Here is a 25,098-nt window from a genome sequence, read left to right as displayed (position 1 = left end):
CATTCGGCATCATCGAGGAAACTCCTGATTCGTCCGGTGCCGGGTATCCCGATCACGTGTCATCTCTCGTCGCGGCTTCGCCGGAAGAGGGCGTCCCGCGGACGGCGAGGCCGATCGCGATGAACAGGGCCGCCGCGAGGACGAGCGCGGCGTTCACGCCCAGGCCGAGCCGTATGCCGCTCAGGACGGTGCCGAGGTCGTTCCCGGTGGGGTGCGGCGCGTCCGCGCGACCGGTGGCCAGCGCGCTCAGCAGAGGGATGCCGACGATGATGCCGATCTGCTGGGAGCTGGTGACCAGACCGGTGGCGAGTCCCTGTTCATGGTCGGGCAGGCCGGAGGTGGCGGTGATGCCGTAGGTGACGACGGCGGACATGTGGCCGATCGAGCCGATCGTCACAGCGGTCAGAGCCAGCCACGCGCCGTGATCCTCGCCGAGGAACAGCAGTGCCGCGGTACAGGCGGCCTGTAACGCCAGCCCGGCCGTGAGGGTGGTACGGGTGCCGATCCTGGCGACGATCCTCGGTGCGGTCATGCCGGTGGCCGCCAGCGCCAGGCCCTGCACGCCGAAGATCAAACCGGTCTGCAGCGCCGACAGTCCGAGGACCTGCTGCAAATACAGCGTCAGCAGGAAGATGGCTGAGCTCATCATGGAGAACGTGGTCAGCCCGCCCAGGTTTCCCCAGGCCACGGTGGGGCGCCGCAGCATCGCCAGGGATATCAGCGGTTCGGCGGCCCGCGACTCGACGATCACGAAAGCGATCATCAGTGCCACGCCCGCCGCCAGCGCGCCGAGCACGTCGGCCCCTGCGAAGCCGCGTTGCGCGGCGGTGGTCAAGGCATAGATCACCGCGAGCAGGCCGCCGGTGACGGTGACCGCTCCGGCGATGTCGATCCTGGGCCGGCGGGAAGGGCGACCGTCGACCGACAGGGCGGGGGCGGCGACCAACACGGCGATCCCCGCGACGGCGAGCACGCCCATGGTCGAGCGCCAGCCGAACGCGTCGGTCATCACGCCGCCGAGGACCATGCCGACGGTGAAGCCGAGGGACAGCAGGGTGCCGCTGACGCCCAGCGCCCGGTTGCGTTGCGGGCCCTCGGGGAAGGTGGTGGTCAGCAGGGACATGCCGGTCGGCACGATGACGGCGGCGCCCGTTCCCTGCAGAGCACGGGCGGACAGGAAGGCGGTCGGGTTCCAGGCGAGGGTCGCCAGCACCGAGGCGGCGGCGAACACGGCGAGCCCGGACAGGAAGAGCCGCCGGCGCCCGTACAGGTCGGCGGCCCTGCCGGCCAGCAGCAGGAAGCCACCAGACGGCAGCGCGAACGCGGTCACGGTCCACTGCAGATCGGCCTGGCTCATGCCCAGGTCGCCGCCGAGGACGGGCAGCGCCACGTTCAGGATCGAAAAGTCCAGCGCGATGATGAACTGGGCCGCGCACAGCACGAGCAGGATCAGCTTGGCCCGGGTGGTCAGCCGGTCGCCCGCCGCTGTTCGCGCCGCGGAGGTCGATGAGGAGACGGTGGTCATGGGAGCCAGCGTGCGCCTGCGCCGACGCCGCTGGGGAGCGGGCGTTTATCCTGGTGGCTGCACCACCAGGCACACGACAGCCGGATCGGAGGCGAGCAGGCATGGCCGGCACGCACGGCTCCGCCCGCAGGCATGAGCTGAGGCAGTTCCTCACCAGCCGGCGCGCGCGCGTTCGCCCCGCCGAGGTGGGTCTGCCGGACGGCGGCGCCCGGCGGCGCACCCCCGGGCTGCGCCGTGAGGAGGTCGCGGTGCTCGCGGGAGTCAGCCCCTCCTGGTACCAATGGCTGGAACAGGGTCGCGACATCACGGTCTCGTCCCAGGTGCTCGACGCGGTGTCGAGGGTGCTGAGGCTGGACGAGACCGAGCGGCGACACCTGTACACGCTCGCGGGGCTCAACCCGCCGCTGCCGGACCCGTCCGCCGGGCAGGCCGGCTGCGCGCAGCTGCAGCGTCTGATCGACGCCTGGATGCCGTATCCGGCGCACATGCTCGACCCCTGCTGGAATCACCTCGCCTGGAACGAGTCGGCGCGGCTGGTCCTCGGGGTCGGCGACGCCGACCGCAACTGCCTGATGGAGTTCTTCCGGAGCGATACCTTCCGCGGCCGTACCCGTTCCTGGGCGCAGGTCGCCCCGGCGGTCGTCGCGACCTTCCGCGCCGCGGTGGCGCAGCACCCGGCGAACGAGGACGTGCGGGAGGTGGTGGCGGAGATCTCGGCGGCCAGCCCGGAGTTCGCCGAGCTGTGGGCGCGCCACGACGTGCGAGCGGCCGGGGTGCTGACCACCGAGGTGAGGCATCCGGAGGTGGGGGCGCTCGACTTCGAGACCACCCAGCTGCGGGTCCCGTCCCGGCCCGACCTCACGATCGTCCTGCACCATCCGCGTCCGGGCACCGACACCGCGGCCAAGTTGGCCCGGCTGACCTCATCTGACGGGCAGGGCGACGCGATGTGGCGGGCGGCGGGCTGACGACGCGGACCGGACGACAGCGCAGGCCGGACTGGCGACACGGGCCGGGCTGACGATGCGGGCCGGACTGACGATGCGGGCCGGACTGACACGGCGCGGCCGGCGCGTCCGGCGCGTCCGGTCATCGGTTCCGCGTCCACATCGGGTCGCGGGCCTCTTGCGCGAGATCGGCGTCTTCGTGAGATCGGCGTCTTTCGCGAGGTCGGGCGGCCAGGCGGCGGACAATAGATTTGAAGAGCGTTTCCGCCGGTAGATGCGGCTATAGATCTTTAAATCGGTTGCGCACGGTGACAGTCTCTGGCGTCATTGTCGTCATCGATTGATCGGCCGGAGGGAGGCGATGTGGGGATGACGTACAACGAGGTGATGGGTGGCCGCGCGCCAATCCGCATGTGGGCCGACCCGGCCGAGGTCGAGCCCGACGTGATGCAGCAACTGCGCAACGTGGCGAACCTGCCGTGGGTGCAGGGAGTCGCCGTGATGCCGGACGTGCATCACGGGATGGGCGCGACGGTGGGATCGGTCATCGCGATGCGGGACGCGGTCTCACCGGCGGCGGTGGGGGTGGACATCGGCTGCGGGATGACCGCGGTGAAGACCTCGTTCAAGGTCGCCAACCTCCCCGACAACCTGGCATACCTGCGTTCGAAGCTGGAGCAGGCGGTTCCGGTCGGGTTCGGCCACCACAAGAGGCCGGTCGACCCGACCCGGTTGCACGGCATGAAGACCGCCGACTGGGCGGGCTTCTGGAAGGACTTCGACGCCCTGGCCCCGGCCGTGCACCCCAAGCGGGAGCGCGCCGAGGTGCAGATGGGCACGCTGGGCGGCGGCAACCACTTCCTGGAGATCTGCGCCGACGACGAGGGCGTGGTCTGGGTCGTGCTGCACTCCGGGTCGCGCAACATCGGCAAGGAGCTCGCCGAGTTCCACATCGGGCAGGCTCAGAAGCTGCCGCACAACCAGGATCTGCCCGACCGCAACCTCGCGGTGTTCGTCGGGGGCACGCCGCAGATGGACGCCTACCGGCGTGACCTGTTCTGGGCGCAGGACTACGCACGGCGCAACCGGGCGGTCATGATGGCCCTGGTCTGCGACGTGCTCAGGCGCCACCTGTCGGGCATCGCCTTCGAACAGCCGATCTCCTGCCACCACAACTACGTGGCGGAGGAGCGGTACGACGACGTGGATGTGCTCGTCACCCGCAAGGGCGCGATCCGCGCGGGATCCGGCGAGTTCGGTATCATCCCCGGCTCGATGGCGACCGGCACCTACATCGTGAAGGGCCTGGGGAACGCCGGCGCGTTCAACTCGGCCTCACACGGTGCCGGTCGCCGGATGAGCCGGACCAAGGCCAAGAAGACCTTCACGCTGTCGGACTTCAAGGCACAGACCGACGGTGTCGAGTGCCGCAAGGACACCGGGGTGATCGACGAGATCCCCGGCGCCTACAAGGACATCGAGTCGGTCATGGCGGCGCAGCGGGACCTGGTCGAGGTGGTCGCCCACCTCCGGCAGCTCATCTGCGTCAAGGGCTGATCACCAATACAGGCCATCCAGGAATCAACCGCCCAATGGTGATGTTGTGCCGGATATAGCCTGACTTTGGGTTCGACAGGGGGCTGGCCTTAGGCTGGCTCCCTGTTCGGCGAAGACGGATGTTAGGAGGTGACGCCCCATGTTGCAGGACTCGTTCGGCCGGGTGGCGACTGATCTGCGGGTGTCCCTCACTGATCGTTGCAACCTGCGCTGCTCGTACTGCATGCCGCCCGAGGGCCTCGAATGGCTGCCCAAGCCCGATCTGCTGACCGCTGACGAGATCATCCGGCTGGTGACCATCGGGGTGGAGCGGCTGGGCATCACCGAGGTCCGCTATACCGGCGGCGAGCCCCTGCTGCGCCGCGAGCTGGTGGAGATCGTGGCCCGCACCGCCGCGCTGCGTCCCACGCCGCAGGTCTCGCTGACCACCAACGGCATCGGGCTGGCCCGGCTGGCCGCCCCGCTCGCCGAGGCGGGCCTGCACAGGGTCAACGTCTCCCTCGACACCCTGGACAGGGAGACGTTCGAGCGGCTCGCCCATCGCGACCGGCTGGCCGACGTGCTCGACGGCCTCGCCGCCGCCGACGCCGCCGGGCTGCGCCCGGTCAAGGTGAACACGGTGCTGATGCGCGGGATCAACGACCACGAGGCCGTCTCGCTGCTCGGCTACTGCCTTGAGCGGGGCTACGAACTCCGATTCATCGAGCAGATGCCGCTGGACGCCCAGCACGGCTGGCGCCGGGAGAACATGATCACGGCCGACGAGATCCTCTCGCTCCTGCGAGAGGACTTCGAGCTGACCGACGACGACCCGGTGGAGCGCGGCAGCGCCCCGGCAGAGCTGTTCCTCGTCGGGGACGGCCCGGCCAGGGTCGGGGTGATCGGCTCGGTCACCCGACCGTTCTGCGGCGCCTGCGACCGCGTACGGCTCACCGCCGACGGCCAGATCCGCAACTGCCTGTTCGCCACCGAGGAGTCCGATCTGCGCGCGGCCATGCGCTCGGGCGCCGGCGACGACGAGCTCGCCGAGCGCTGGCTGGCCGCGGTCCGGATCAAGAAGGCCGGCCACGGCATCGACGATCCGACCTTCCTGCAGCCGTCCCGGCCGATGTCCGCGATCGGCGGATGAGCGCCCGCCACGACGCGTGCATCCTGGCGGGCGGTCTCGCGAGACGGCTCGGCGGGCGGGACAAGCCGGGCCTGCGCGTCGGCGGTCGGCCGCTGATCGAGTCGGTGGCGGCGGCCGTACCCGACGCGGAGCGGCTGATCGTCGTAGGGGAGCGCCGTCCCGGACTGGCGCGGGGGGTCTTCGTACGGGAGGATCCGCCCGGCGGAGGCCCGATCCCGGCGCTGCGAGCCGGGCTGGCCGAGGTGGGCGCCCCGTGGGTGGCGCTGCTCGCGGCCGACCTGCCGTTCCTGTCCGCCGGGCACGTCTCGGCGCTGCTGGAGGCGGCGGGGGCAGGGGCGGGGGCGGTGCTCGTCGACGACGACGGACGCGAGCAGTGGCTCGCCGGAGTCTGGCGTACGGCCGGGCTCGCCGAGGCGCTCGCCCGCTACGAAGGGCGGTCGCTGCACGGGCTGCTCGCCCCGCTGTCCCCGGCCAAGCTCCACCTCGCGGGGCGGCCGTGGTTCGATTGCGACACGGCAGAAGATCTGCACCGGGCCCGAAGCGAGGCACCGGGCGCCGGAACACAGGCGTGAACGCTCGACGAGGGCGGTGCACCGGGGGCGTGGCCCGGGCGAGAAGACGTCCCGGGCGAACGCGACCCGGGTGAGGAGTGAGAGTTGAACGTGCTGATGGAGTGGACCGCGCTGGTCTGCCGTGAACTGGGCGTCGATCCGGCGAAGGTCGATCGCGACGCGCTGCTCGACCTGACCAAGGAGGTCGCCCACGGGGTGACGCGTCCGGCGGCGCCGCTGACCGCGTATCTGCTGGGGCTGGCTCAGGGGGCGGGCTCGGCGCCGCCGGACGCGGTGGAACGACTGACCGCGCTGGCGCGCGAATGGGAGAGGACGACGGCCGAGACGACGGGTGAGAGCTAAAAGCCCGGGAGAAGGGCGACGCCGGGTGGTTACGGGGGCAAACCACCCGGCGCCGCTTCATCGGCGTTCCGACGGGGGCCCGGAACGCCGGCACCAGTGCCCCGACGGGGGACCAGGGCACTTGGCTAAAGCGTACACCTACTACCCCTGAGATGCGTCAAGACTTAGTCACGACCCGATCTCGCGTCGGTGGAGCGGAATCTCGTTTTGGCTGGATTCCGCCACGTCAGGGGCGAGGGGAGCCTCTCGCTGCGGGGCGTTGGCCCCGATCACGGCAATGTATGGTAAAAAGATCGCCCCGGCGAAGAGCAGCAGCCGGACGGGCAGCGGAGCCGGCACGGTGAAGGCCAGAACCAGGCACACCAGCCGGATGCCCATCTTGATGAAGTAGCTTTTCTCACGCTTGCCGATGTCCTCGCTCAGCGACGGCCGGGCATCGGTTACCTGGTGAACAACCGGGCGCTTGTGCCATACCTTCACAACTCCAACCTAGTCCCCGGGCAGGGCGGGTCCAACTCCAGCCTCGGTCCGAGCGCGGGGAGTGCGATCATGGCCGCAGGGTAAGGATGACGGCATGACGGATCGCACGTACCGGGTGACCGAGATAGTCGGCACCTCCGAGGAGAGCATCGAGGCGGCCATTCGCAACGGCGTCCGCCGCGCCTCCCAGACCCTGCGCCACCTCGACTGGTTCGAGGTGACCGAGGTCAGAGGGCACATCGTCGACGGTGAGGTCGGCCATTTCCAGGTCGGTATGAAGGTCGGATTCCGTCTCGAGGACACCTGACCCTGTACGGCAGGGCCGCGGCGGCGCAGACTACGGGGATGGACGATCTACGCCGGGCCGCGGGAGCCGCGCTGGCCGGGGCGCTGCTGCTCGCCGGATGCTCCACCCCGGCGGGCGGCGCGGCCGCCTCCCCGGCTCGGGCTCCCTCCGCCGCCTCCCCTGCCGTCTCCGCACCGGCCGCCGTGACCGCACGCGGCTCGGCGCTCGACCAGACCGCCGCCGACGTCCGGCGGACGATCGAGAGCCTGCGCAGGCTGGACGACCTGCCCCTGTACGAGATGACCTTCCACGGGTCATACGACCGGGAGGTGTCCGTCAGCGAGGAGGATCTCGCGGGGCGTGCCGACGGCTGGGCCTGCTCGCTGTTCCACCTGGCGGGCGAGCGGCCGCTGTTCGGCCGCAACTTCGACTGGGATCCCGACCCGGCGATGGTCGTGCACGCCGACCCGCCGGACGGCTACGCCTCGGTGTCCATCGCGGATCTGGCCTATGTGCTCGGCAGCGCCGCCGCGCCCGACCTGGCCGACCCGCGGACCCGCCGCCGGCTGGCCCACGCCGTGCTCACCCCCTTCGACGGGGTCAACGAGAAGGGCCTGGCCATCGGCATGGCCGCGGTGCCCGACGGCCGACTGCCGCCCCGCACTGCCGGCCGCCCGGCCGTCAGCAGCGTGCGGATCATCCGGGTGATGCTGGACCAGGCCGCGACGGTGGACGAGGCGGTGACGATCATGCGCCGCTACGACGTCGACTTCGCCGGCAGCCCGCAGATCCACTACCTGCTCGCCGACGCCACCGGCAAGTCGGCCGTCGTGGAGTTCGCCGACGGCAGGCTCAACGTCATCGAGGACCGGGTGCTGACCAACTTCACCATGACCGGCACCACCGGCGAGCAGCGCATGGCCGACACCCGCTACGGCGAGCTCGCCGCGGGCCTTCCCGCGGCCAGGAGCTGGCAGGACGGCATGGACCTGCTCCAGCGGGTGGCCCAAGGGCACACCCGCTGGTCGGTCGTCTACGACCTCACCGACGCCACGGCTCGTGTGGTGACGGCCAAACGCTGGGAGCGGGTGCACACCATCCCGCTGACCCGGCGCTAGCTGGCCTGGCTGACCGTCGACATGTTGAAGTCGGGCACCCGGACGGCGGGCATGACCGTACGGGTGAAGTAGTCGTTCCACTCGCGCGGCAGGGTCTGCTCGGCGGCGCCGACCTCGGTGAGGCGGCCGAGCAGGTCCACCGGGCTCTCGTTGAAGCGGAAGTTGTTCACCTCACCGACGACCTTCCCGTTCTCCACCAGGTAGACGCCGTCGCGGGTCAGCCCGGTGAGCAGCAGGCTCTGCGGGTCCACCTCACGGATGTACCACAGGCAGGTGAGCAGCAGGCCGCGTTCGGTGGAGGCGATCATCTCCTCCAGCGACCGGCCCTCCCCGGCCCCCTCCATGATCAGGTTGTCGACCGCCGGAGTCACCGGCAGGCCGGTCAGCTCGGCGGAGTGCCGGGTCTGGATCAGGCTCGCCAGAGCGCCGTCGGCGATCCAGTCGATGGGCGCCAGCGGCAGGGCGTTGTCGAACACCGAGCTCTGCCGCCCGGAGGAGTGCGCCATCACGAACGGCGCGCACGCGATGCCCGGCGCGGCCGGATCGCTGTACAGGCGGATCGGGAGCGGGGAGAGGGTGTCCCCGACACGAGTCCCGCCTCCGGGCCTGGAGAAGACCGTGCGGCCCTCGAGGGCGTCCCGGGCGCCGGCCGTCCAGTACAAGTAGATCATGAGGTCGGCCACGGCCGTCGGCGGCAGCAGCGTTTCGTACCGGCCCGCGGGCAGGTCGATCCGGTTCGTCGCCCACTCCAGGCGCTGGGCCAGCGAGGCGTCCAGCGCCGCCACGTCCACGTCCGAGAAGTCGGCGGTGGCCACGCCCGCCCAGGCCGAACGCTTCATGTCCGGCGACTTGGCGTTGAGCTCCAGGCGGCCGGTGGGCTGGGTGTGCCGGAGCCGGGCCCCGGTCGAGGTGCCCACGTAGGTCGTGGTGACGATGTGCTCGGCGAAGCCGTACAGCTTGCGCCCGCCCGCCTCGGCGGCGGCGAAGGCCTCACCCAGCGCGGGGGCGAAGGCGCCGAACACCCCGATGGAGGTGAGCTCGGGCGGCGCGTCCCAGTCGGCCGAGCGGGACCCCTCGACCAGCGGCCGGGCGTCCTCGGACGGGGAGGCGTCCTCCGCGGCGTGGTCGGCCGCCGCGACGATGTCGGCGAGCTGGTCGGGGCGGACCGCCGACCGCGACACCACGCCCACGCCCCGGCCCACGATGGAGATCACGGTGAGCTGCGCGGAACGAGCCACGCCGTTGGTGGTGAGCGTGTTGCCCGCGAAGCGCAGGTTGGCGCTGGAGCCCTCGTCCACGATCACGACGACGTCGTCGGCCGTGGACAGGTCCAGAGCCTTCTCGATCATCTCCTGGGGGCTCATCCCGCTCCTCTTCTGAGAACTCGCCGGGGCGTCGGACGCCGTGCCGAGCTCGTCGGCCCGCTCGCTCATTTGCCACTCTCCTGCAGGGTGTTCAGCACGCGCACGTCGCGGAAGAGCGCCGACGGGCAGCCGTGGCTGACCGGGGCGACCTGGCCGGGCTGACCCTTGCCGCAGTTGAACGCGCCGCCCAGCACGTAGGTCTGCGGGCCGCCGACGGCCGCCATCGACCGCCAGAAGTCGGTGGTGGTGGCCTGGTAGGCGACGTCGCGGAGCTGGCCGGCCAGCCTGCCGTTCTCGATCCGGTAGAACCTCTGACCGGTGAACTGGAAGTTGTAGCGCTGCATGTCGATGGACCAGCTCTTGTCCCCGACGACATAGATGCCGCGTTCCACCCCGGAGATCAGTCCCTCGGTGGAGGGACCGTCGGGTGCCGGCAGCAGCGAGACGTTGGCCATGCGCTGGATCGGCATGTGGCCGGGGGAGTCGGCGAAGGCGCAGCCGTTGGAGGCGCCGAGGTCCTTCAGGCGCGCCATCCGCCGGTCGAGCTGGTAGCCGACCAGGACGCCGCCGGAGACGATGTCGAACTGCCTGGTCGCCACGCCCTCGTCGTCGTAGCCGATCGTGGCCAGGCCGTGCGCCGTCGTGCGGTCGCCGACCACGTTCATCACCTGCGAGCCGTACACCAGCTCGCCGAGCTGGTCGAAGGTGGCGAAACTGGTCCCGGCGTAGGCCGCCTCGTATCCGAGGGCGCGGTCCAGCTCGGTGGCGTGCCCGATGGACTCGTGGATCGTCAGCCACAGGTTGGAGGGGTCGATGACCAGGTCGTAGCGGCCCGGCTCGACCGACGGAGCCCTGAGCTTCTCCTCGAGGTGTTCGGGAAGGCGGGCGAGCTCGCCGGGGAAGTCCCAGGCGGTGCCGGTGAGGTATTCGTATCCCCGGCCGACCGGCGGGGCCAGCGTGCGCATCGCCTCGAAGCGCCCGTCCTCGACCCTCATCACCTCCAGCTGGGGATGCAGGCGGACCCGCTGCTGAGTGGTGGAGGTGCCGGACGTGTCGGCGTAGAACTTCTGCTCCTTGACCTGGTTCAGCGAGGCCTGGACGTGGTCCACGCGCGGGTCTCGCAACAGGCGGTCCGACCAGTCGGCGAGCAGGGCGACCTTCTCGCGCAGCGGCACCTCGAACGGGTCGATGTCGTAGGCCGAGACCCAGGTGACGTCGGAGTGGACCGGCTCGGCGGCCAGCTCGACGGGCTCGCGGTTGACGGGCGCGCAGACGGCCGCCACCTCCACCGCCTGCTCGGCGACCTTCGCGGCCGCCTCGGCGGTCAGCTCGATGCCCGAGGCGAACCCCCAGGTGCCGTTCTTGACGACCCGTACGGCGTAGCCGAGATGGTCGGCGTCGCTGGAACCTTCGAGTGAGGCGTCGGACAGGCGCAGGGTCTCCGCGCGGACGCGCTCAAGCCGGAAGTCGGCGTGCTCGGCGCCGAGGTCGCGGGCGCGTTGCAGGGCCGCGTCCGCCAGCCGCCTCGTGGGCAGAGCGAGGAAATCGGGATCGATCTGGCGCATGTCAACGATCCTAGCCCTGTGATCTTGTCCCTCACGGACAAGAGGTTTACCCCCGGGTAGCCGATAGCGTCAGCTCCATGGCTCGATCTGTTCTCGTAACCGGCGGCAATCGCGGCATCGGCCTCGCGATCGCCCGACAGCTCGCCCAGGCCGGTGACGCCGTCGCCGTGACCTACCGCTCCGGAGAGCCCCCCGAGGGGTTGTTCGGCGTGCGATGCGATGTGACCAGCACGGCCGATGTCGATGCGGCGTTCGAGAAGATCGAGGCCGAGCACGGCCCGGTCGAGGTGCTCGTCGCCAACGCTGGCATCACCAGGGACACGCTGCTGCCGATGATGAAGGAGGAGACCTTCACCGACGTCATCGACGCCAACCTGACCGGCGCCTACCGGGTGGCCAAGCGCGCCACGCGCGGCATGCTGCGGCTCAAGCGCGGCCGGATCGTGCTGGTCTCCTCGGTGGTGGCCATGCTCGGCTCGGCGGGGCAGAGCAACTACGCCGCCTCCAAAGCCGGGATGATCGGCTTCGCCCGGTCCGTGGCCCGGGAGCTCGGCTCGCGCGGCATCACGGTCAACGTGGTCTCCCCGGGCTTCGTGGAGACCGACATGACGGCCGAGCTCGACGAGGCTTACCAGGAGCAGATCCGCAAGAACATCCCGCTGGGCCGCTATGCGAGCGCCGACGAGATCGCACGCGTGGTCAAGTTCCTGGCGAGCGAGGACGCCGCCTACATCACCGGGGCCGTCATCCCCGTGGACGGCGGCCTGGGAATGGGGCACTGACATGGGAATTCTCGAAGGCAAGCGCATTCTGGTCACCGGCGTCCTGACCGACGCCTCCATCGCCTTCTCCGTCGCCAAGCTGGCGCAGGAGGAGGGGGCGCAGGTCGTGCTGACCGGTTTCGGCCGCCTCAGCCTGGTCGAGCGCATCGCCAAGCGGCTGCCTGAGCCTCCGCCGGTGATCGAGCTGGACGTGCAGAACACCGAGCACCTCGACTCGCTGGCCGCCCGCGTCGGCGAGCACCTGGACGGCCTCGACGGGGTGGTCCACTCCATCGGCTTCGCCCCGCAGAGCTGTCTCGGCGGAAACTTCCTCAACACCTCGTGGGAGGACGTGGCGACCGCCCTGCACGTGTCCACCTACTCGTTCAAGTCGCTGGCCGTCGCCTGCCTGCCCCTGATGAAGGAGGGCGGCGCGGTCGTCGGGCTCGACTTCGACGCCAGCAAGGCCTGGCCCGTGTACGACTGGATGGGCGTGGCCAAGGCCGGTCTCGAGTCGTGCTCCCGTTACCTCGCCCGTGACCTGGGCAAGCACGGGATCCGCGTCAACCTGGTGGCGGCCGGCCCGCTGCGCACGATGGCGGCCAAGAGCATCCCCGGCTTCAAGGAGTTCGAGGACAGCTGGCCGGAGAAGGCGCCGCTCGGCTGGGATCTGGGCGACACCGTGCCCGCGGCCAAGGCCTGCCTGGCGCTGATGTCGGACTGGTTCCCGGCGACCACGGGTGAGATCGTGCACGTCGACGGCGGCGTGCACGCGATCGGCGCCTAGCCGCGTCGCCGCCTGGCGCTCAGGCCGTCCGGTGCCGCCCCACCCGGAGCGGCTCGAACGGCATCGACTCCTCGCCGGCCCGCTTGGCGTACAGCACGCGGACGGCGAGGATCGCCACGATCAGCAGGGCGGTGGTGAGCGCGGTGCCCAGCGTGTCGGACGACCTGGTGGGCGTGACGGGCCGCTCGTCGGGCATCCGCCGCTGAAACTCCTGCATCACCGGGCCGGGCCACAGCAGCTCGACTCGCGGGGCCTCGGGGTCGACCACGGGCGACGGCTGTGGGATCACCGGCTCGTCCGTGTCCGTGGTGCGGGTGCGGTTCTGCGGGGGGCGGACGGGCTCGGTCGGCAGCGGCGCCGCCTTCTTGCCGTTCCGCTCGGCTGGTTTCGGCTTGCCGGTCCGCGCGGGGCGGGGATGCGAGCGTGTGGACGGCTGCTCCGTCTCCTCCGGGGCGGAGATCGCGGACGGGCTCGTGCACTCGGGAGAGGCCACCAGCGGGACGCAGACGTCGTCGAGGGCCTTGGGCAGCAGGCTGTCGGCCGCGGGTTCGTCCGCCGGGGCCGTGGCGCCGGGAGCGGCCTCCTCGGTGTCGTTCACGGCTGTCGCCCCGGCCGCGTCGGAGCCGCCGCTGCGGGGCGCCGGGGGTGCGACGGTGTCGGCGAGCCCGTCCACGACGGTTCCGACGGTGCCCACGGCCTTGCACAGGCCGCCGGTTATCCCACCGAGCAGCCCGCCGTTCCCACAGTCCGCCTGCGCGGTGGCGCCAGCGGAGGTGGCCACGACCATGGGGATCCCGCCGCTCAGCGCCAGCGCCAGCGCACCGGCAGAGATCGCTTTTCGCAATTGTCCCCCTTGCCCATCAACGACGAAGCCTCGCTGACATCCGGGCGCCCCCTCCCGTCACTCATTGACAGTTTTGTGGGGAGGCCGGAGTTTTCCATGTAAAGTTGCGATTCGGTATCGATTAGTGATACGCGAGATGGATTCTCGTTCTGCCTCTACCTCCTATTTGCGTTTTCTGTCGGTTATTCGGCCGGTTCTTCCGGAGCCTCCTGCCGGCCGCAGTCGGCCTCAGTCGGCCGAGACGTCGTCGAGCGCCTCCCGGATCTCCACCGGCAGGGTGAGCTCCTCGGTCTGGAGCACTCCGGCCAGCTGGGCGTGGGTGCGGGCGCCGACGATGGCCGAGGTCACCCCCGGCTGGTCGCGGACCCAGGACAGCGCGACCGACAGCGGTGACACGCCGAGCCCCTCGGCCGCGGTCGTCACCGACTCCACGACCCGGCGGCATCTGTCGTCCAGGTAGGGCTTGACGAAGTCGGCGAAGTGCGGGGTGGCCGCCCGGGAGTCGGCGGGGATGCCGGTGCGGTACTTGCCGGTGAGGACCCCCCTGCCGAGCGGCGACCAGGCGAGCACCCCGGCGCCCACATGCTCGGCGGCCGGCACCAGCTCACGCTCGGCCTCCCTGGCCAGCAACGAGTATTCGACCTGGGCCGCGACGACCGGCACCCGGCCGGGAACGGCCCGCTGGCCCACGGCGGCCGCCGCCAGCTGCCAGCCGGTGTAGTCGCACACCCCGGCGTACGCCGCCCGGCCCGAAGCCACGATGGCGTCCACGGCGGCCAGGGTCTCCTCCAGGGGGACGTCCGGGTCGAAGGCGTGCAGCTGCCACAGATCCACCTCGTTGACCCCGAGACGGGTCAGCGAGGCGTCGATGGCGGCGATCAGATGTTTCCTGGAGGCGTCGCGCGGCCGGCGGCCGGCGGGAGTCAGCACGGCCTTGGTGGAAAGCACCAGCTCCGAGCGTGGCACCGCGTCGCGGATCAGCCGGCCGAGCAGCCTCTCGGCCTCGCCCCCCGTGTAGACGTCCGCCGTGTCGATGAGCGTGCCACCGGCTTCGGCGAACGTGCGAAGCTGCGCCGCGGCCTCCTCGGCTCCGGTGTCACGCCCCCATGTCATCGTCCCCAGTCCAAGGCGGGACACCGATAGGCCGCTCCGGCCCACATAGCGCTGCTCCATGATCCGGCCAGGTTACCGGTCGGGCAGTTAAAAGTAGTGGAGTGAGGCCTGCAAGACTTGGCCACGTGACGACCTTGTTGCTGGCCAGACACGGCCTGACCCACCTCACCGGCCCGGTGCTGGCCGGCTGGACCCCCGACGTCCATCTCAGCGAGGCCGGACAGGCGCAGGCCGCGGCGCTGGCCGCCCGGCTGACGTCGCTGGAACTGGACGCGATCGTCTCCAGTCCCCTGGAGCGCTGCCAGGAGACCGCCCAGGCGATCGCCGACGGACGCCCGGCGGAGGTGCTGACCGACGACCGGTTCGGCGAGTGCCGTTACGGCGAGTGGACGGGCCGCCGGCTCGGCGAGCTCGCCAAGGATCCGCTCTGGCCGGTCGTGCAGACCCACCCGAGCGCCGTGACGTTCCCCGGAGGAGAATCCCTCGCCGCCGTCCAGCACCGGGCGGTGACCGCCGTCAGGGAGTGGAACGAGCGCCTGGGCCCGAAGGCGGTCTATCTCGTCTGCAGCCACGGAGACGTGATCAAGGCCATCGTGGCCGACGCCATGGGCCTCCACCTGGACCAGTTCCAGCGGATAGCGGCCGATCCCGCCTCGCTCACCGCGATCCGCTACACCCCCTTGCGCCCCTTCGTGCTCAGGCTCAACGATCTGGGGGGAGATGTGGCCGGACTGGCGCCTGCGGAGGGTTCGGAGGATGAAGACGGGGGAGAAAACATCACCGGGAGCGATGCCGCAGTCGGCGGCGGAGCCGGGACCACGTAAGGTCGGGCTATGCCGGTCTTCGACTATGACCCACCCGAGAGGTTTGTGGCCGGTGCCGTTGGGCAACCGGGCTCACGAGCCTTCTTCCTGCAGGCCCGAGGACAGGGCCGGTTGACCACCGTGGGGCTGGAGAAATTCCAGGTCGCCGCGCTGGCCGATCGCCTGGACGAGCTCCTCGACGAGGTCCTGCGGCGCAGCGGCGGGACCGCCCAGGTGCCCGCCACCGCCCCGGCCGGCCTGACCGACAACGGCCCGCTCGACGTGCCGATCAGCGAGGACTTCAAAGTCGGCACGATGGCCCTGGCCTGGGACTCCGACACCGCGCAGGTGGTCATCGAGGCCCAGGAGGTCGCCGCGGAGGACGAGGAGTTCGAGCCGCCGGCGTCGGCCGAACCCGCCGTGCTGCGCGTGCACATCAGCCCCGGCGCGGCCAGGGCCTTCACCAAGCGAGCCATGGCCCTCGTCGCGGCGGGGCGTCCGCCCTGCCCATTGTGCGGCCAGCCACTCGACGCCGACGGGCATATATGCGTGCGACTCAATGGTTACCGGGGTGGTAGCGCACCGGGTGAAGGAGGCGAATGAGTGCCGAAAGCGAGCCCACGCTGAGCGCGGCGCCCGCGATGGGGTTGGACGAGGAGACCGCACTGCGTCTGCTCCGTGATGGCCGGCTGGAGGTCGCCGGCCGGCTGGTCGAGGCGAGCAACATGACGCTCTACTGTTCGATCCGGCTCGGCAGGCTCGCTGCGGCCTGCGTCTACAAACCCGTACGCGGCGAGCGCCCGCTCTGGGACTTCCCCGACGGCACCCTGGCCGCCCGTGAGGTGGCCGCCTTCGAGGTCTCCGCGGCGACCGGCTGGCGGATCGTCCCGCCGACCGTCTACCGCGACGGCCCCTTCGGGCCAGGCATGTGCCAGCTCTGGATCGACACCGATCCGGAGGTCGACCTGATGGCGCTGATCCGCAGCCGTCAGCCCCCGTTGCGGCGGATGGCCGTGTTCGACGCCGTCGTCAACAACGCCGACCGCAAGGGGGGCCATCTGCTTCCCCTGACCGACGGCCACATCCACGGCGTCGACCACGGCGTCTCCTTCTCCGCCGAGGACAAGCTCCGCACCGTGCTCTGGCAGTGGCGCGGCAAGCCCCTGTCCCGTGAGGCCATGAACGTGCTCGCCCGCCTCGAGCGCGATCTGGAGCAGGGGCGTCTCGGACGCCGCCTCCGGGAGCTCCTCACTCTGTCCGAGGTCGAGGCCACCTGGTCGCGGGTCCGCCGGCTTCTCGACACCGGCCTGCATCCCCTCCCCTCACAAGACTGGCCCGCAATCCCCTGGCCCCCGATCTGAGGCGGTTTCCGGCGGGGGCGTAGCCTGCCGAGCATGTGCACGGTTGTCGTCAGCATCGATCCGAGCGCCGAGATCCCCCTCATCCTCGTCGGGGTGCGCGATGAGTTCACCCTCCGGCCGTGGACCCTCCCGGCCGAGCACTGGCCCGGTCTGATCGGCGGGCGCGATCTCCAGGGCGGCGGGACCTGGCTGGCCGTCGACCCCGCCGCCAGGCGGGCGGGAGCCCTGCTCAACGGCTGGGGCGTGCTCGCCCCCGAAGAGACTCGCCGGTCCCGGGGCGACCTGCCACTTCGGGCGGCGGCCGAAGGCCGCCTGCCGGATCTGGACCTGACCCGCTACGACCCCTTCCACCTGGTCCTGGCGGATCCCGAGGGTGCTCGCCTGTGGCACTGGAACGGGGACGCGCTGGGGGAGGACGAGCTTCCCCCGGGGACCCACATGATCGTCAACAGTGGGTGGGAGCAGGGCGACGACAACGAGCGGGTCGCGTTCTTCCGCCCCCTGTTCGCCAAGGCGACCCGCCTGCCGGCCCTCGACGCCCCCTGGGGGGAGTGGCGGGAGCTCGCCACCGGCGCGGGCGTGCCCCCCGAGGACCCCCGCACCATGATCGTTGAGCACGAACTGCCCGACGGGCGGGTCTTCGGCTCCCTGTCGGTCACCCTGCTGGCCCTGGCCGCCGGCGGCGTCCGCTACGACTTCACCGACGATCCGCGCGACCCGGCGGCCTTCCGCCGGGTGCTGCCGGAATGATGAACTGGGTCCCGGCGGTTGAGACGAGTGTCCCTTCACCCGCCGCCCCGAGCCGATCGGGGCGGTCTGTCTGCTGGATAGGCTCAATACATGAGATCGTGGTCTGCGCCGAAGGTTCCTCGGCTTCCCGGTGTTGGTGCTCCGCTGCGGCTGTTCGACACCGCCGCCGGAGAGGTCGGTCCCACCCAGCCCGGCCCCACGGCAGGGATGTACGTCTGCGGCATCACGCCCTACGACGCCACCCACCTGGGCCATGCCAACACCTATCTCGCCTTCGACCTGGTCAACCGGGTCTGGCGGGACGCCGGCCATGAGGTCCACTTCACGCAGAACGCCACCGACGTGGACGATCCCCTTCTGGAGCGCGCCGAGCAGACCGGGCAAGACTGGCGGGAGCTGGCCGAGCGTGAGATCGAGCTGTTCCGCACCGACATGGAGGCGCTGCGGATCCTCCCACCGCGCGAATACGTCGGTGTGACCGAGGTGGTCGACCGGGTCGCCGAGCTGATCGAGCTTCTGCAAGACAAGGGCGCCACCTACGACCTCGACGGTGACGTCTACTTCGACGTCGCCGCAGCGCCCAAGTTCGGCGCGGTCTCCGGATACTCCGAGGAGCAGATGCTCGAGCTGTTCGGCCAGCGCGGCGGCGACCCCGAGCGGCCCGGCAAGAAACACCCGCTCGACTGGCTGTTGTGGCGTGCCGAGCGCCCCGGCGAGCCGTCGTGGCCCTCGCGGTTCGGCCCGGGAAGGCCCGGCTGGCACATCGAGTGCACCGCGATCGCGCTGGCCAATCTCGGCAGCGGGTTCGACGTCGCGGGCGGCGGCTCCGACCTGATCTTCCCGCACCATGAGTGCGGCGCTCACGAGGGCCACGTCGCCTGCGGCGAGTGGCCCTTCGCCAAGGCCTACGTGCACGCGGGCATGGTCGCCCTCAACGGCGAGAAGATGTCCAAGTCCAAGGGCAACCTGGTCTTCGTCTCCCGGCTGCGCAGGGAAACCGACCCGATGGCCATCCGGCTGGCCCTGCTGGCGCACCACTACCGCAGCGACTGGGAGTGGACGGCCGACCAGCTGGCCTCCGCCGAGGTACGGCTGGCCCGCTGGCGCTCGGCCGTGGCCCTGCCGGCCGGCCCCGAAGCGGAGAGCGTGCTCACCGGGTTGCGCAGCCGTATGGCCGATGACCTGGACGCGCCCGGAGCACTCGCGCTCGTCGACGCCTGGGCCGAACGGGCGCTGGCCGCTGCCGGCACGGATCCCGAGGCTCCCGCACTCGTCAGAGACGTCGTGGACGCGCTGCTGGGCGTCGAGCTCTGAAGGTCGCCCCCCGGGCCGGAAGACGGTTTGCGGCGCTCGCCTCCGGCCGTCGCCGGCTCGGGGCGAGCGCCGAGGCGGCCTCGCGATGTCTGATCCCGCCGGGACCGGTTGATCGGCGGCGAGTGTCGAGGCGGCCTTGCGATGTCTGGTCTGCCGGGACCGGCTGACCGGCGGCGAGCGCCGAAGGACTTCCCGTGGGATCCGGCCGGATCCGGCGACCGGTCGGTGACGCGGAAAGGCCGGTGGCACAAAAAATCTGGGCCCGCACCGCGGAAGCGGTGCGGGCCCAGACGAAGCCTTAGATCAGATCAGATCAGAGGACCTGGACCTGGTCGGCCTGCGGGCCCTTCTGGCCCTGCGTGGTGGTGAAACTGACACGCTGGTTCTCCTCCAGGGTGCGGTAACCGCCGGAGTTGATCGCCGAGTAGTGCACGAAGACATCGGCGCTGCCGTCATCCGGCGCGATGAATCCGAAGCCCTTTTCGGCGTTGAACCACTTAACAGTGCCCTCAGACAAAACTACTTCTCCTCATTGGGAGCCTCACCGAACCGTCAGGTCGACGATTCGGGGCTGCGTTGCGGACCCTACCATGCATCCGCGGAAACCATCCGGAGAAACTGTAACGCCCGCTGTCGGCGGTCTTCCTGTATGCGCTTGAGATGACAAGCGCTATCGAGAACTACGACTGCAACCCTCAAAGCCTACAGGTCGCAGGCGCGGTGGGCAAATTCCGGCCCGGCGAGTCGGTGTCGTGGACGTTTTCGGCGGCGCCCCGGTGTGGGGGCGGCCTTAACCCCCGAAGGCGGGCCGGATTCGGAGCAGAGCGGGATTCGGAGGCGGGCGGGAATTCACGAGGGGACGGACTGGAAGAAGCGCTCGCGTTCGGCGGCCGGAAGGCGGTCGACGAACAGGACACCGTCCAGGTGATCGGCCTCATGCTGGAGGACCCGCGCGAGCATCCCCAGGGCGCGGATGGTGACGGGTTTGCCGAACATGTCGCGGCCACGGGCGGTGACCATGTAGGAGCGTTCCAGCGGCCACCACAGGCCCGGGGCGGACAGGCAGGCCTCGTCGGCCACGATCCTTCGCTCCGAGGGCTCCAGGCGCGGGTTGATCAGATGGCCTGACCTGCCGTCGAGCTCGTAGGTGAGGACGCGTAGCGGGACGCCGATCTGGGGGGCGGCCAGGCCCGCGCGACCGGTTCCGGCGCGCATGGTGGCCTGCAGGGATTTGACCAGGCCGCGCAGCTCCCGGTCGAAGACGGTCACGGGTTCGGCTACGGTGCGTAGCGCTGGATCTGCGAACGGTCGGATCGGCTGGACGGCCACGCGCACTCCCCGAGGCGACGAACTGACATGCAGACGATGCCCATTGTGGCATTTCCTCAATCGTGACCGGCGGAATCATCATGTTTCCGGCACATTGCGTGCGTGCGACCTGTGCATTGCATATTTCGGAGGTTAGTCACATGTAACCCGCGCACCATCACACAGCGTAAATGTGCGTAACGCCCTCCTCTTATGTTCTCGGAAGAAATCCCCCTCTCCGGAACGCAGGAGGAACGATGGCGAAGCGCTGGATCAGCGAGTGGCGGCCCGACGACCCGGGCTTCTGGGAGAGCAAGGGCAGGAAGGTCGCCCGACGGAACCTGATCTTCTCGGTCTTCGCCGAGCATCTCGGCTTCACGTTGTGGACGGTGTGGAGCATCGTGGCCGTGCAACTCGGCTCCTACAGGTTCTCCACCGACCAGCTCTTCTGGATGGTCTCGCTGCCCAATCTGGTCGGTTCGGCGCTGCGCATCCCCTACACCTTCGCCCCTGCCAGGTTCGGCGGCCGCAACTTCACCGTGGTCAGCGCGCTGCTCCTGCTCGTTCCCGCCGTGCTGCTGGCCGTCGCGGTCGGTGATCCGGACACTCCGTACTGGGCGTTCCTGCTGATCGCGGCCACCGCGGGCCTGGGCGGCGGCAACTTCGCCTCCAGCATGGCCAACATCACCTATTTCTACCCCCAGTCCAGGCAGGGGGCGGCGCTCGGCCTCAACGCGGCCGGAGGCAACATCGGCGTCAGCTCCGTCCAGCTCGTCATGCCGCTGGTGATCGGTGCCTTCGGGCTGGCCGCCGCCGGGCTGTTCTGGGTCCCCTTCATCGTGGCCGCCGCGGCCGGCGCCTACTTCTTCATGGACAACCTGACCTCCGCCAAGGCCAGCCCCGCAGACCAGCTGAAGATCGCCGGGCGAGCCCAGACCTGGATCATGTCGCTCCTCTACATCGGCACCTTCGGCTCCTTCATCGGCTATTCCACCGCGTTCCCGCTGCTCATCAAGAGTCAGTTCCCCGAGCAGGCCTCACTGGTCGGGCTGGCTTTCATCGGCCCGCTTCTCGGCTCGCTGATCCGCCCGGTCGGAGGCTGGCTGTCCGACCGGCTCGGCGGGGCCAGGGTGACGCTCGTCAACTTCGGCGCCATGGCGGGCGCGGCGGCACTGGTCTGGCAGGGCGTGGCCCAGCACGGCTTCGGACTCTTCTTCGGCGCCTACCTGCTCCTGGTCGCCACCACCGGCATCGGCAACGGCTCCACCTACCGGATGATCCCCGCCATCTTCCGGGCCAAGGCCACCGCGGGAGTCGCCCCCGGCACACCCGCCTACGACACCGCCCTGGCCGTCGGCAAGCGCGACGCCTCCGCCGCCGTCGGGATCATCTCCGCGATCGGCGCGTTCGGCGGCTTCTTCATCAACCGGGGGTTCGGTAGTTCCATCGCCGCGACCGGAGGCGCGGGCGCCGCACTGGCCGCCTTCGCCGGGTTCTACGCGATGTGCGCGCTGGTGACGTGGGCCTGTTACCTGCGATCCGCCGGTCCGGTGCCGAGTCTGGCGGCCGCCCGCATCTGAACCGTTCACACCCGGCTCATCGCGAATGTGAACGTCGTTAGCGGCTTGTAGCACATCGGTAACAGAGGGGACCCAGCGGTGAAACCGCCTGAAAGCACCATCGGACCTATGCCGATCTCACTTTCCACCCGAACGCCTGTGAAGGCGGAGACGGCGACGCACTGCCCCTACTGCGCGCTGCAGTGCGGTATGAACGTCGCCGTCGGAGAGACGGTCGTCATCACGCCGAGAGAGGACATCCCCGCCAACGCGGGCGGTCTCTGCCAGAAGGGCTGGACCGCCGGTGAGCTGCTGATCGGTGGGAACCGCCTCACCACACCGCTCCTGTACGGCGAGCCGGTCGGCTGGGACGAGGCGCTCGACTTCGTCGCCGCCCGCGTCCGCGCGATACAGGAAGAGCACGGCCCCAACGGTGTGGCCGTGTTCGGCGGCGGTGGACTCACCAACGAGAAGGCCTACCAGCTCGGCAAGTTCGCCCGGATGGTGCTGGGAACCAGCCAGATCGACTACAACGGTAGATTCTGCATGTCCTCGGCCGCCGCGGCGGCCAACCGCGCCTTCGGCATGGACCGCGGCCTGCCCTTTCCCATCACCGACCTCGCCGAAGCCGACGCGGTCCTGATCGCGGGTGGCAACGTGGCCGAGACCATGCCGCCGTTCGTCCGCCACCTCACCGCGATGCGTGACAGGGGCGGCCGGCTGATCGTCATCGACCCGAGGGCCACTCCGACCGCGCGGCAGGCCGACCTTCACCTTCAACCGACTCCCGGCACCGATCTGGCGCTGGCCCTGGGCCTGCTGCACATCGTGATCGCCGAGGGGCACGTGGACGAGGACTACGTGGCCGGCCGTACCAACGGTTTCGACCGCGTCCGCACCTCCGTCGCCGCCTGGTGGCCCGAGCGGGTGGAGCGGATCACCGGCGTGCCGGCCGCGCAGATGCGCCTGGCGGCGGCGATCCTCGCGGACGCGGGCCGCGCGGTGATCCTCACCGGGCGGGGCGCCGAGCAGCACGCCAAGGGCACCGACACGGTGACCGCGTTCATCAACCTCGCGCTCGCGCTCGGACTGCCGGGTAGGGAGGGGTCCGGCTACGGCTGCGTCACCGGGCAGGGCAACGGTCAGGGAGGCCGTGAGCACGGGCAGAAAGCCGACCAGCTTCCCGGGTACCGCAGGATCGACGATCCCGCCGCACGCGCCCACGTGGCCGCCGTGTGGGGGATCGAACCGGACACCCTGCCGGGGCCGGGACGCTCCGCCTACGAGCTGCTGGACGCCCTCGGCACCGCCGACGGCCCACGGGCGCTGCTGCTGTTCGGCTCCAACCCGGTGATCTCCGCGCCCCGGGCCGGGCACATCACCGAGCGGCTCCGCTCCCTGGACCTGCTCGTGGTCTCCGACCTCGTCATGTCGGAGACGGCCGCGCTGGCCGACGTGGTCTTTCCCACCACCCAGTGGGCCGAGGAGAGCGGCACGATGACCAATCTCGAGGGCCGGGTGCTGCTGCGCCGCCAGGCCGCCGCTCCGCCCTCGGGAGTGCGCAGCGACCTCGAGATCCTCCGCGGCCTCGCCGTACGGCTGCGCGGAGCCGAGGGGTTCCCGACCGACCCGCGTGAGGTGTTCGACGAGCTGCGGCGTGCCTCGGCCGGCGGGATCGCCGACTACGCGGGCATCACCTACGAGCGGATCGCCGCCGAGACCGGCGTCTTCTGGCCCTGCCCGTCGGAGGAGCATCCCGGCACCCCCCGGCCGTTCCTGGACCGCTTCGCCACTCCCGACGGCCGCGCCAGGTTCGTGCCCGTCGAGCACCGCCCGCCCGAGGAGGACATCGACCGTGACTATCCCCTGTACCTGACGACCGGCAGGGTGCTCGCGCACTACCAGAGCGGCGCCCAGACCCGGCGGATCGACGCCTTGAACGCGGCCGTCCCGGAGGTCTTCGTCGAGCTCCACCCCGATCTCGCCGAGCGCCTGGGAGTGACGCCGGGTGAGCGGTTACGGGTGGTCGGACGCCGGGGCGCGGCCGAGGGCGTGGCGAAGGTCAATCCGGCGATCCGGCCGGACACCGTGTTCATGCCCTTCCACTGGGCCGGAGCCAACATGCTGACCAACCCCGCGCTCGATCCCGTGTCGCGGATGCCGGAGTTCAAAGTCTGCGCAGTGAAGCTGGAGCGTGTCGGATGACCCGGCTGGTGGTCGTGGGGAACGGAATGGCGGGCGCCCGCCTCGTCAGCGAGGTCCGCGCCCGGGACAGGCACGTCAGGGTGACCGTGTTCGGCGCCGAGACGTGGCAGCCCTACAACCGGGTGCTGCTGTCGAACGTGGTGGCCGGGACGATGATGCCGGACCAGGTGCGGCTGCTGGACCCGGCCTGGTACGCCGATCACTCGGTGACGGCCGTGCTCGGCGTCGAGGTGACCGCGATCGACCGGGAGATCCAGGCCGTGCTCACCGCCGACGGCAGGCGTGAGCCGTACGACGTCCTGGTGCTGGCCACCGGCAGCGAGGCGGTGGTGCCGCCGGTGCCCGGAGCCGATCGGGCCGTGCCGTTCCGGACGCTGGACGACTGCCGGGCGATCCTCACCGCGGCCGGCGCGGCGCGGCGCGCGGTGGTGGTCGGCGGCGGCCTGCTCGGCATCGAGGCGGCCCGCGGCCTGGCCGGGCGCGAGTTGCCGGTCACGCTGCTCCATCTGGCCGGGCACCTGATGGATCGCCAGCTCGACGCCGAGGCCGGGCTGGTGCTGGAGGAGACCCTCGCGGAGCTGGGCGTGCAGGTGAGGACCGGCGTGGTCGTGGAGGAGATCCTCCACGACGGCGTACGGCTCGCGGAGGACGAGACGATCGAGGCCGATCTGGTGGTGCTCGCCTGCGGGGTGCGCCCGGTGACGGGATTGGCCAGGGACGCGGGTCTGGAGGTGGCGCGCGGCGTCGTCGTCGACGACGAGATGCGGACCGACGACCCGTCGATCTTCGCGATCGGTGAGTGCGCCCAGCACGACGGCACGGTCTACGGCCTGGTCGCCCCCGCCTGGGAGCAGGCCGCGGTGGTCGCCGACCTCGTGACCGGGACGGACAAGACCTCCCGATACCGGGGGTCGCGGCTGGTGACCCGGCTGAAGGCGAAGGGCGTGGAGCTGGCGGCGATGGGCGAGACCCAGCTGACCGAGGACAAGGCCGAAGTCGTGCGCTTCAGCCATCGGGCCCGGGGCACCTACCGCAAGCTCGTCATCCGTGACGGCCGCCTGGTCGGCGCGATCCTCCTGGGGGAGACGGCCGCGGTGGGCACCCTCACCCAGATGTTCGACCGCGGCGCCCCGGTCCCCGGCGACCCGGCCGGACTGCTGTTTCCCGCACTTTCCGGCAGCGCGGTCGCCGAGAGCCCGGTCCGGATACCGGACGCGGCGAAGATCTGCCAGTGCAACAACGTGACCAAGGGTCAGATCCGGGCGTGCTGGGAATCCGGCGCCCGGGACGTCGAGGCGGTGGCCGCGGCCACACGCGCCATGACCGGCTGCGGCGGCTGCCGTGACGCGGTCGAGGGCATCGTCGGCTGGCTGTGCGAGCAGGAAGGCATCTCGGTATGACAAAGCGG

25 protein-coding genes are annotated in these 25,098 nt (G+C 70.6%); 17 read left to right on the top strand and 8 right to left on the bottom strand.

What is annotated here, in order from left to right; all coding sequences use genetic code 11:
• Positions 1-52 precede the first annotated feature (52 nt).
• Positions 53-1,525, bottom strand: a complete 1,473-nt coding sequence (locus tag ACQPYK_RS30815) for an MFS transporter (RefSeq protein ID WP_433238452.1) — start codon at positions 1,523-1,525, stop codon at positions 53-55.
• A 101-nt stretch (positions 1,526-1,626) separates the two neighbouring features.
• On the opposite strand from ACQPYK_RS30815, the gene ACQPYK_RS30810 reads away from it, so the two are divergent.
• The 5 genes from ACQPYK_RS30810 (at position 1,627) to ACQPYK_RS30790 (ending at position 6,072) form a co-directional block, all read left to right on the top strand.
• Positions 1,627-2,493, top strand: coding sequence for a helix-turn-helix transcriptional regulator (locus ACQPYK_RS30810; RefSeq protein ID WP_433238449.1), 867 nt, complete (start codon positions 1,627-1,629; stop codon positions 2,491-2,493).
• 348 nt (positions 2,494-2,841) lie between these two features.
• A complete protein-coding gene (locus ACQPYK_RS30805; RefSeq protein ID WP_433238446.1) occupies positions 2,842-4,029 on the top strand; it encodes an RtcB family protein in 1,188 nt (395 codons plus the stop codon).
• Between the two features lie 139 nt (positions 4,030-4,168).
• Positions 4,169-5,158 carry a GTP 3',8-cyclase MoaA gene (gene moaA / locus ACQPYK_RS30800; RefSeq protein ID WP_433238443.1) on the top strand — a complete coding sequence of 330 codons (990 nt, stop codon included), beginning with the start codon at positions 4,169-4,171 and terminating at the stop codon, positions 5,156-5,158.
• The gene (mobA, locus tag ACQPYK_RS30795) at positions 5,155-5,730 is read left to right on the top strand and encodes a molybdenum cofactor guanylyltransferase (RefSeq protein WP_433238440.1); all 576 of its coding nucleotides are present in this window, start codon (positions 5,155-5,157) and stop codon (positions 5,728-5,730) included. The genes moaA and mobA overlap by 4 nt, the downstream gene beginning before the upstream one ends.
• 90 nt (positions 5,731-5,820) lie before the next feature.
• A complete protein-coding gene (locus ACQPYK_RS30790) occupies positions 5,821-6,072 on the top strand; it encodes a DUF6457 domain-containing protein (protein ID WP_433258954.1) in 252 nt (83 codons plus the stop codon).
• 168 nt (positions 6,073-6,240) lie between these two features.
• Here the strand turns inward: ACQPYK_RS30790 and ACQPYK_RS30785 are convergent, their stop codons facing one another.
• Complete coding sequence (locus ACQPYK_RS30785; RefSeq protein WP_433238437.1) at positions 6,241-6,552, bottom strand: DUF3099 domain-containing protein; 312 nt, start codon at positions 6,550-6,552, stop codon at positions 6,241-6,243.
• 94 nt (positions 6,553-6,646) lie between these two features.
• On the opposite strand from ACQPYK_RS30785, the gene ACQPYK_RS30780 reads away from it, so the two are divergent.
• Both ACQPYK_RS30780 and ACQPYK_RS30775 read left to right on the top strand, forming a co-directional pair.
• A complete protein-coding gene (locus tag ACQPYK_RS30780) occupies positions 6,647-6,859 on the top strand; it encodes a dodecin (RefSeq protein WP_012892412.1) in 213 nt (70 codons plus the stop codon).
• Between the two features lie 38 nt (positions 6,860-6,897).
• The gene (locus ACQPYK_RS30775) at positions 6,898-7,956 is read left to right on the top strand and encodes a carcinine hydrolase/isopenicillin-N N-acyltransferase family protein (RefSeq protein ID WP_433238433.1); all 1,059 of its coding nucleotides are present in this window, start codon (positions 6,898-6,900) and stop codon (positions 7,954-7,956) included.
• Here ACQPYK_RS30775 and ACQPYK_RS30770 read toward each other — a convergent pair.
• Positions 7,953-9,320 carry a metallopeptidase TldD-related protein gene (locus tag ACQPYK_RS30770; RefSeq protein ID WP_433258952.1) on the bottom strand — a complete coding sequence of 456 codons (1,368 nt, stop codon included), beginning with the start codon at positions 9,318-9,320 and terminating at the stop codon, positions 7,953-7,955. The genes ACQPYK_RS30775 and ACQPYK_RS30770 overlap by 4 nt on opposite strands.
• Before the next feature lie 65 nt (positions 9,321-9,385).
• Positions 9,386-10,885, bottom strand: a complete 1,500-nt coding sequence (locus ACQPYK_RS30765; protein WP_433238430.1) for a TldD/PmbA family protein — start codon at positions 10,883-10,885, stop codon at positions 9,386-9,388.
• 77 nt (positions 10,886-10,962) lie between these two features.
• On the opposite strand from ACQPYK_RS30765, the gene ACQPYK_RS30760 reads away from it, so the two are divergent.
• Both ACQPYK_RS30760 and fabI read left to right on the top strand, forming a co-directional pair.
• Positions 10,963-11,667 carry a beta-ketoacyl-ACP reductase gene (locus ACQPYK_RS30760; RefSeq protein ID WP_433238427.1) on the top strand — a complete coding sequence of 235 codons (705 nt, stop codon included), beginning with the start codon at positions 10,963-10,965 and terminating at the stop codon, positions 11,665-11,667.
• Between the two features lies 1 nt (position 11,668).
• The gene (gene fabI, locus ACQPYK_RS30755) at positions 11,669-12,433 is read left to right on the top strand and encodes an enoyl-ACP reductase FabI (RefSeq protein WP_433238424.1); all 765 of its coding nucleotides are present in this window, start codon (positions 11,669-11,671) and stop codon (positions 12,431-12,433) included.
• Positions 12,434-12,452: 19 nt separating this feature from the next.
• Here the strand turns inward: fabI and ACQPYK_RS30750 are convergent, their stop codons facing one another.
• Together ACQPYK_RS30750 and ACQPYK_RS30745 are read right to left on the bottom strand one after the other, a co-directional pair.
• Positions 12,453-13,277, bottom strand: a complete 825-nt coding sequence (locus ACQPYK_RS30750) for a hypothetical protein (protein ID WP_433238421.1) — start codon at positions 13,275-13,277, stop codon at positions 12,453-12,455.
• A gap of 228 nt (positions 13,278-13,505) precedes the next feature.
• Positions 13,506-14,450: an aldo/keto reductase gene (locus ACQPYK_RS30745; protein ID WP_433238418.1), complete on the bottom strand. Its 945-nt coding sequence runs from the start codon at positions 14,448-14,450 to the stop codon at positions 13,506-13,508.
• A gap of 65 nt (positions 14,451-14,515) precedes the next feature.
• On the opposite strand from ACQPYK_RS30745, the gene ACQPYK_RS30740 reads away from it, so the two are divergent.
• The 5 genes from ACQPYK_RS30740 to mshC all read left to right on the top strand — a co-directional run bounded on the left by ACQPYK_RS30740 (position 14,516) and on the right by mshC (position 18,618).
• Entirely contained in the window at positions 14,516-15,214 is a 699-nt protein-coding gene (locus ACQPYK_RS30740) for an MSMEG_4193 family putative phosphomutase (protein ID WP_433238415.1), read from the top strand.
• Positions 15,215-15,223: 9 nt separating this feature from the next.
• On the top strand, positions 15,224-15,796 hold the full coding sequence (locus ACQPYK_RS30735) for a DUF3090 domain-containing protein (RefSeq protein WP_433238412.1): 573 nt from the start codon (positions 15,224-15,226) through the stop codon (positions 15,794-15,796).
• A complete protein-coding gene (locus tag ACQPYK_RS30730) occupies positions 15,793-16,554 on the top strand; it encodes an SCO1664 family protein (protein WP_433238410.1) in 762 nt (253 codons plus the stop codon). The genes ACQPYK_RS30735 and ACQPYK_RS30730 overlap by 4 nt, the downstream gene beginning before the upstream one ends.
• Before the next feature lie 33 nt (positions 16,555-16,587).
• Positions 16,588-17,304, top strand: a complete 717-nt coding sequence (locus ACQPYK_RS30725) for an NRDE family protein (RefSeq protein ID WP_433238408.1) — start codon at positions 16,588-16,590, stop codon at positions 17,302-17,304.
• A 90-nt stretch (positions 17,305-17,394) separates the two neighbouring features.
• Positions 17,395-18,618, top strand: coding sequence for a cysteine--1-D-myo-inosityl 2-amino-2-deoxy-alpha-D-glucopyranoside ligase (mshC, locus tag ACQPYK_RS30720; RefSeq protein WP_433238405.1), 1,224 nt, complete (start codon positions 17,395-17,397; stop codon positions 18,616-18,618).
• Positions 18,619-18,931: 313 nt separating this feature from the next.
• Here mshC and ACQPYK_RS30715 read toward each other — a convergent pair whose 3' ends face one another.
• Together ACQPYK_RS30715 and def are read right to left on the bottom strand one after the other, a co-directional pair.
• The gene (locus tag ACQPYK_RS30715; protein ID WP_433238402.1) at positions 18,932-19,135 is read right to left on the bottom strand and encodes a cold-shock protein; all 204 of its coding nucleotides are present in this window, start codon (positions 19,133-19,135) and stop codon (positions 18,932-18,934) included.
• Positions 19,136-19,467: 332 nt separating this feature from the next.
• Complete coding sequence (gene def / locus ACQPYK_RS30710) at positions 19,468-19,947, bottom strand: peptide deformylase (protein WP_433238399.1); 480 nt, start codon at positions 19,945-19,947, stop codon at positions 19,468-19,470.
• Between the two features lie 236 nt (positions 19,948-20,183).
• On the opposite strand from def, the gene ACQPYK_RS30705 reads away from it, so the two are divergent.
• From ACQPYK_RS30705 to ACQPYK_RS30695, 3 genes are all read left to right on the top strand, one after another.
• Positions 20,184-21,506 (top strand): MFS transporter, encoded by a 1,323-nt coding sequence (locus tag ACQPYK_RS30705; RefSeq protein WP_433238396.1) that lies wholly within the window; start codon positions 20,184-20,186, stop codon positions 21,504-21,506.
• A 108-nt stretch (positions 21,507-21,614) separates the two neighbouring features.
• Entirely contained in the window at positions 21,615-23,690 is a 2,076-nt protein-coding gene (locus ACQPYK_RS30700) for a molybdopterin oxidoreductase family protein (protein WP_433238393.1), read from the top strand.
• Positions 23,687-25,090 (top strand): FAD-dependent oxidoreductase, encoded by a 1,404-nt coding sequence (locus ACQPYK_RS30695; RefSeq protein ID WP_433238390.1) that lies wholly within the window; start codon positions 23,687-23,689, stop codon positions 25,088-25,090. Before ACQPYK_RS30700 ends, ACQPYK_RS30695 begins: the two co-directional genes overlap by 4 nt.
• The last annotated feature ends 8 nt before the right edge of the window (positions 25,091-25,098 follow it).

The sequence above is a fragment of the Streptosporangium sp. CA-135522 genome (genome assembly GCF_050949235.1).
Classification (GTDB): Bacteria; Actinomycetota; Actinomycetes; order Streptosporangiales; family Streptosporangiaceae; genus Streptosporangium.
This window is presented reverse-complemented; position numbering and strand designations above follow the sequence as displayed.

Bases quoted from the DNA above. Each gene is read 5' to 3' on its own strand.
- ACQPYK_RS30815 (WP_433238452.1), bottom strand. From the start codon at position 1,525: ATGACCACCGTCTCCTCATCGACCTCCGCGGCGCGAACAGCGGCGGGC.
- ACQPYK_RS30810 (WP_433238449.1), top strand. From the start codon at position 1,627: ATGGCCGGCACGCACGGCTCCGCCCGCAGGCATGAGCTGAGGCAGTTC.
- ACQPYK_RS30805 (WP_433238446.1), top strand. From the start codon at position 2,842: ATGACGTACAACGAGGTGATGGGTGGCCGCGCGCCAATCCGCATGTGG.
- moaA (WP_433238443.1), top strand. From the start codon at position 4,169: ATGTTGCAGGACTCGTTCGGCCGGGTGGCGACTGATCTGCGGGTGTCC.
- mobA (WP_433238440.1), top strand. From the start codon at position 5,155: ATGAGCGCCCGCCACGACGCGTGCATCCTGGCGGGCGGTCTCGCGAGA.
- ACQPYK_RS30780 (WP_012892412.1), top strand. From the start codon at position 6,647: ATGACGGATCGCACGTACCGGGTGACCGAGATAGTCGGCACCTCCGAG.
- ACQPYK_RS30775 (WP_433238433.1), top strand. From the start codon at position 6,898: ATGGACGATCTACGCCGGGCCGCGGGAGCCGCGCTGGCCGGGGCGCTG.
- ACQPYK_RS30770 (WP_433258952.1), bottom strand. From the start codon at position 9,320: ATGAGCCCCCAGGAGATGATCGAGAAGGCTCTGGACCTGTCCACGGCC.
- ACQPYK_RS30765 (WP_433238430.1), bottom strand. From the start codon at position 10,885: ATGCGCCAGATCGATCCCGATTTCCTCGCTCTGCCCACGAGGCGGCTG.
- ACQPYK_RS30760 (WP_433238427.1), top strand. From the start codon at position 10,963: ATGGCTCGATCTGTTCTCGTAACCGGCGGCAATCGCGGCATCGGCCTC.
- fabI (WP_433238424.1), top strand. From the start codon at position 11,669: ATGGGAATTCTCGAAGGCAAGCGCATTCTGGTCACCGGCGTCCTGACC.
- ACQPYK_RS30745 (WP_433238418.1), bottom strand. From the start codon at position 14,450: ATGGAGCAGCGCTATGTGGGCCGGAGCGGCCTATCGGTGTCCCGCCTT.
- ACQPYK_RS30735 (WP_433238412.1), top strand. From the start codon at position 15,224: ATGCCGGTCTTCGACTATGACCCACCCGAGAGGTTTGTGGCCGGTGCC.
- ACQPYK_RS30730 (WP_433238410.1), top strand. From the start codon at position 15,793: ATGAGTGCCGAAAGCGAGCCCACGCTGAGCGCGGCGCCCGCGATGGGG.
- ACQPYK_RS30725 (WP_433238408.1), top strand. From the start codon at position 16,588: ATGTGCACGGTTGTCGTCAGCATCGATCCGAGCGCCGAGATCCCCCTC.
- mshC (WP_433238405.1), top strand. From the start codon at position 17,395: ATGAGATCGTGGTCTGCGCCGAAGGTTCCTCGGCTTCCCGGTGTTGGT.
- ACQPYK_RS30705 (WP_433238396.1), top strand. From the start codon at position 20,184: ATGGCGAAGCGCTGGATCAGCGAGTGGCGGCCCGACGACCCGGGCTTC.
- ACQPYK_RS30700 (WP_433238393.1), top strand. From the start codon at position 21,615: ATGCCGATCTCACTTTCCACCCGAACGCCTGTGAAGGCGGAGACGGCG.
- ACQPYK_RS30695 (WP_433238390.1), top strand. From the start codon at position 23,687: ATGACCCGGCTGGTGGTCGTGGGGAACGGAATGGCGGGCGCCCGCCTC.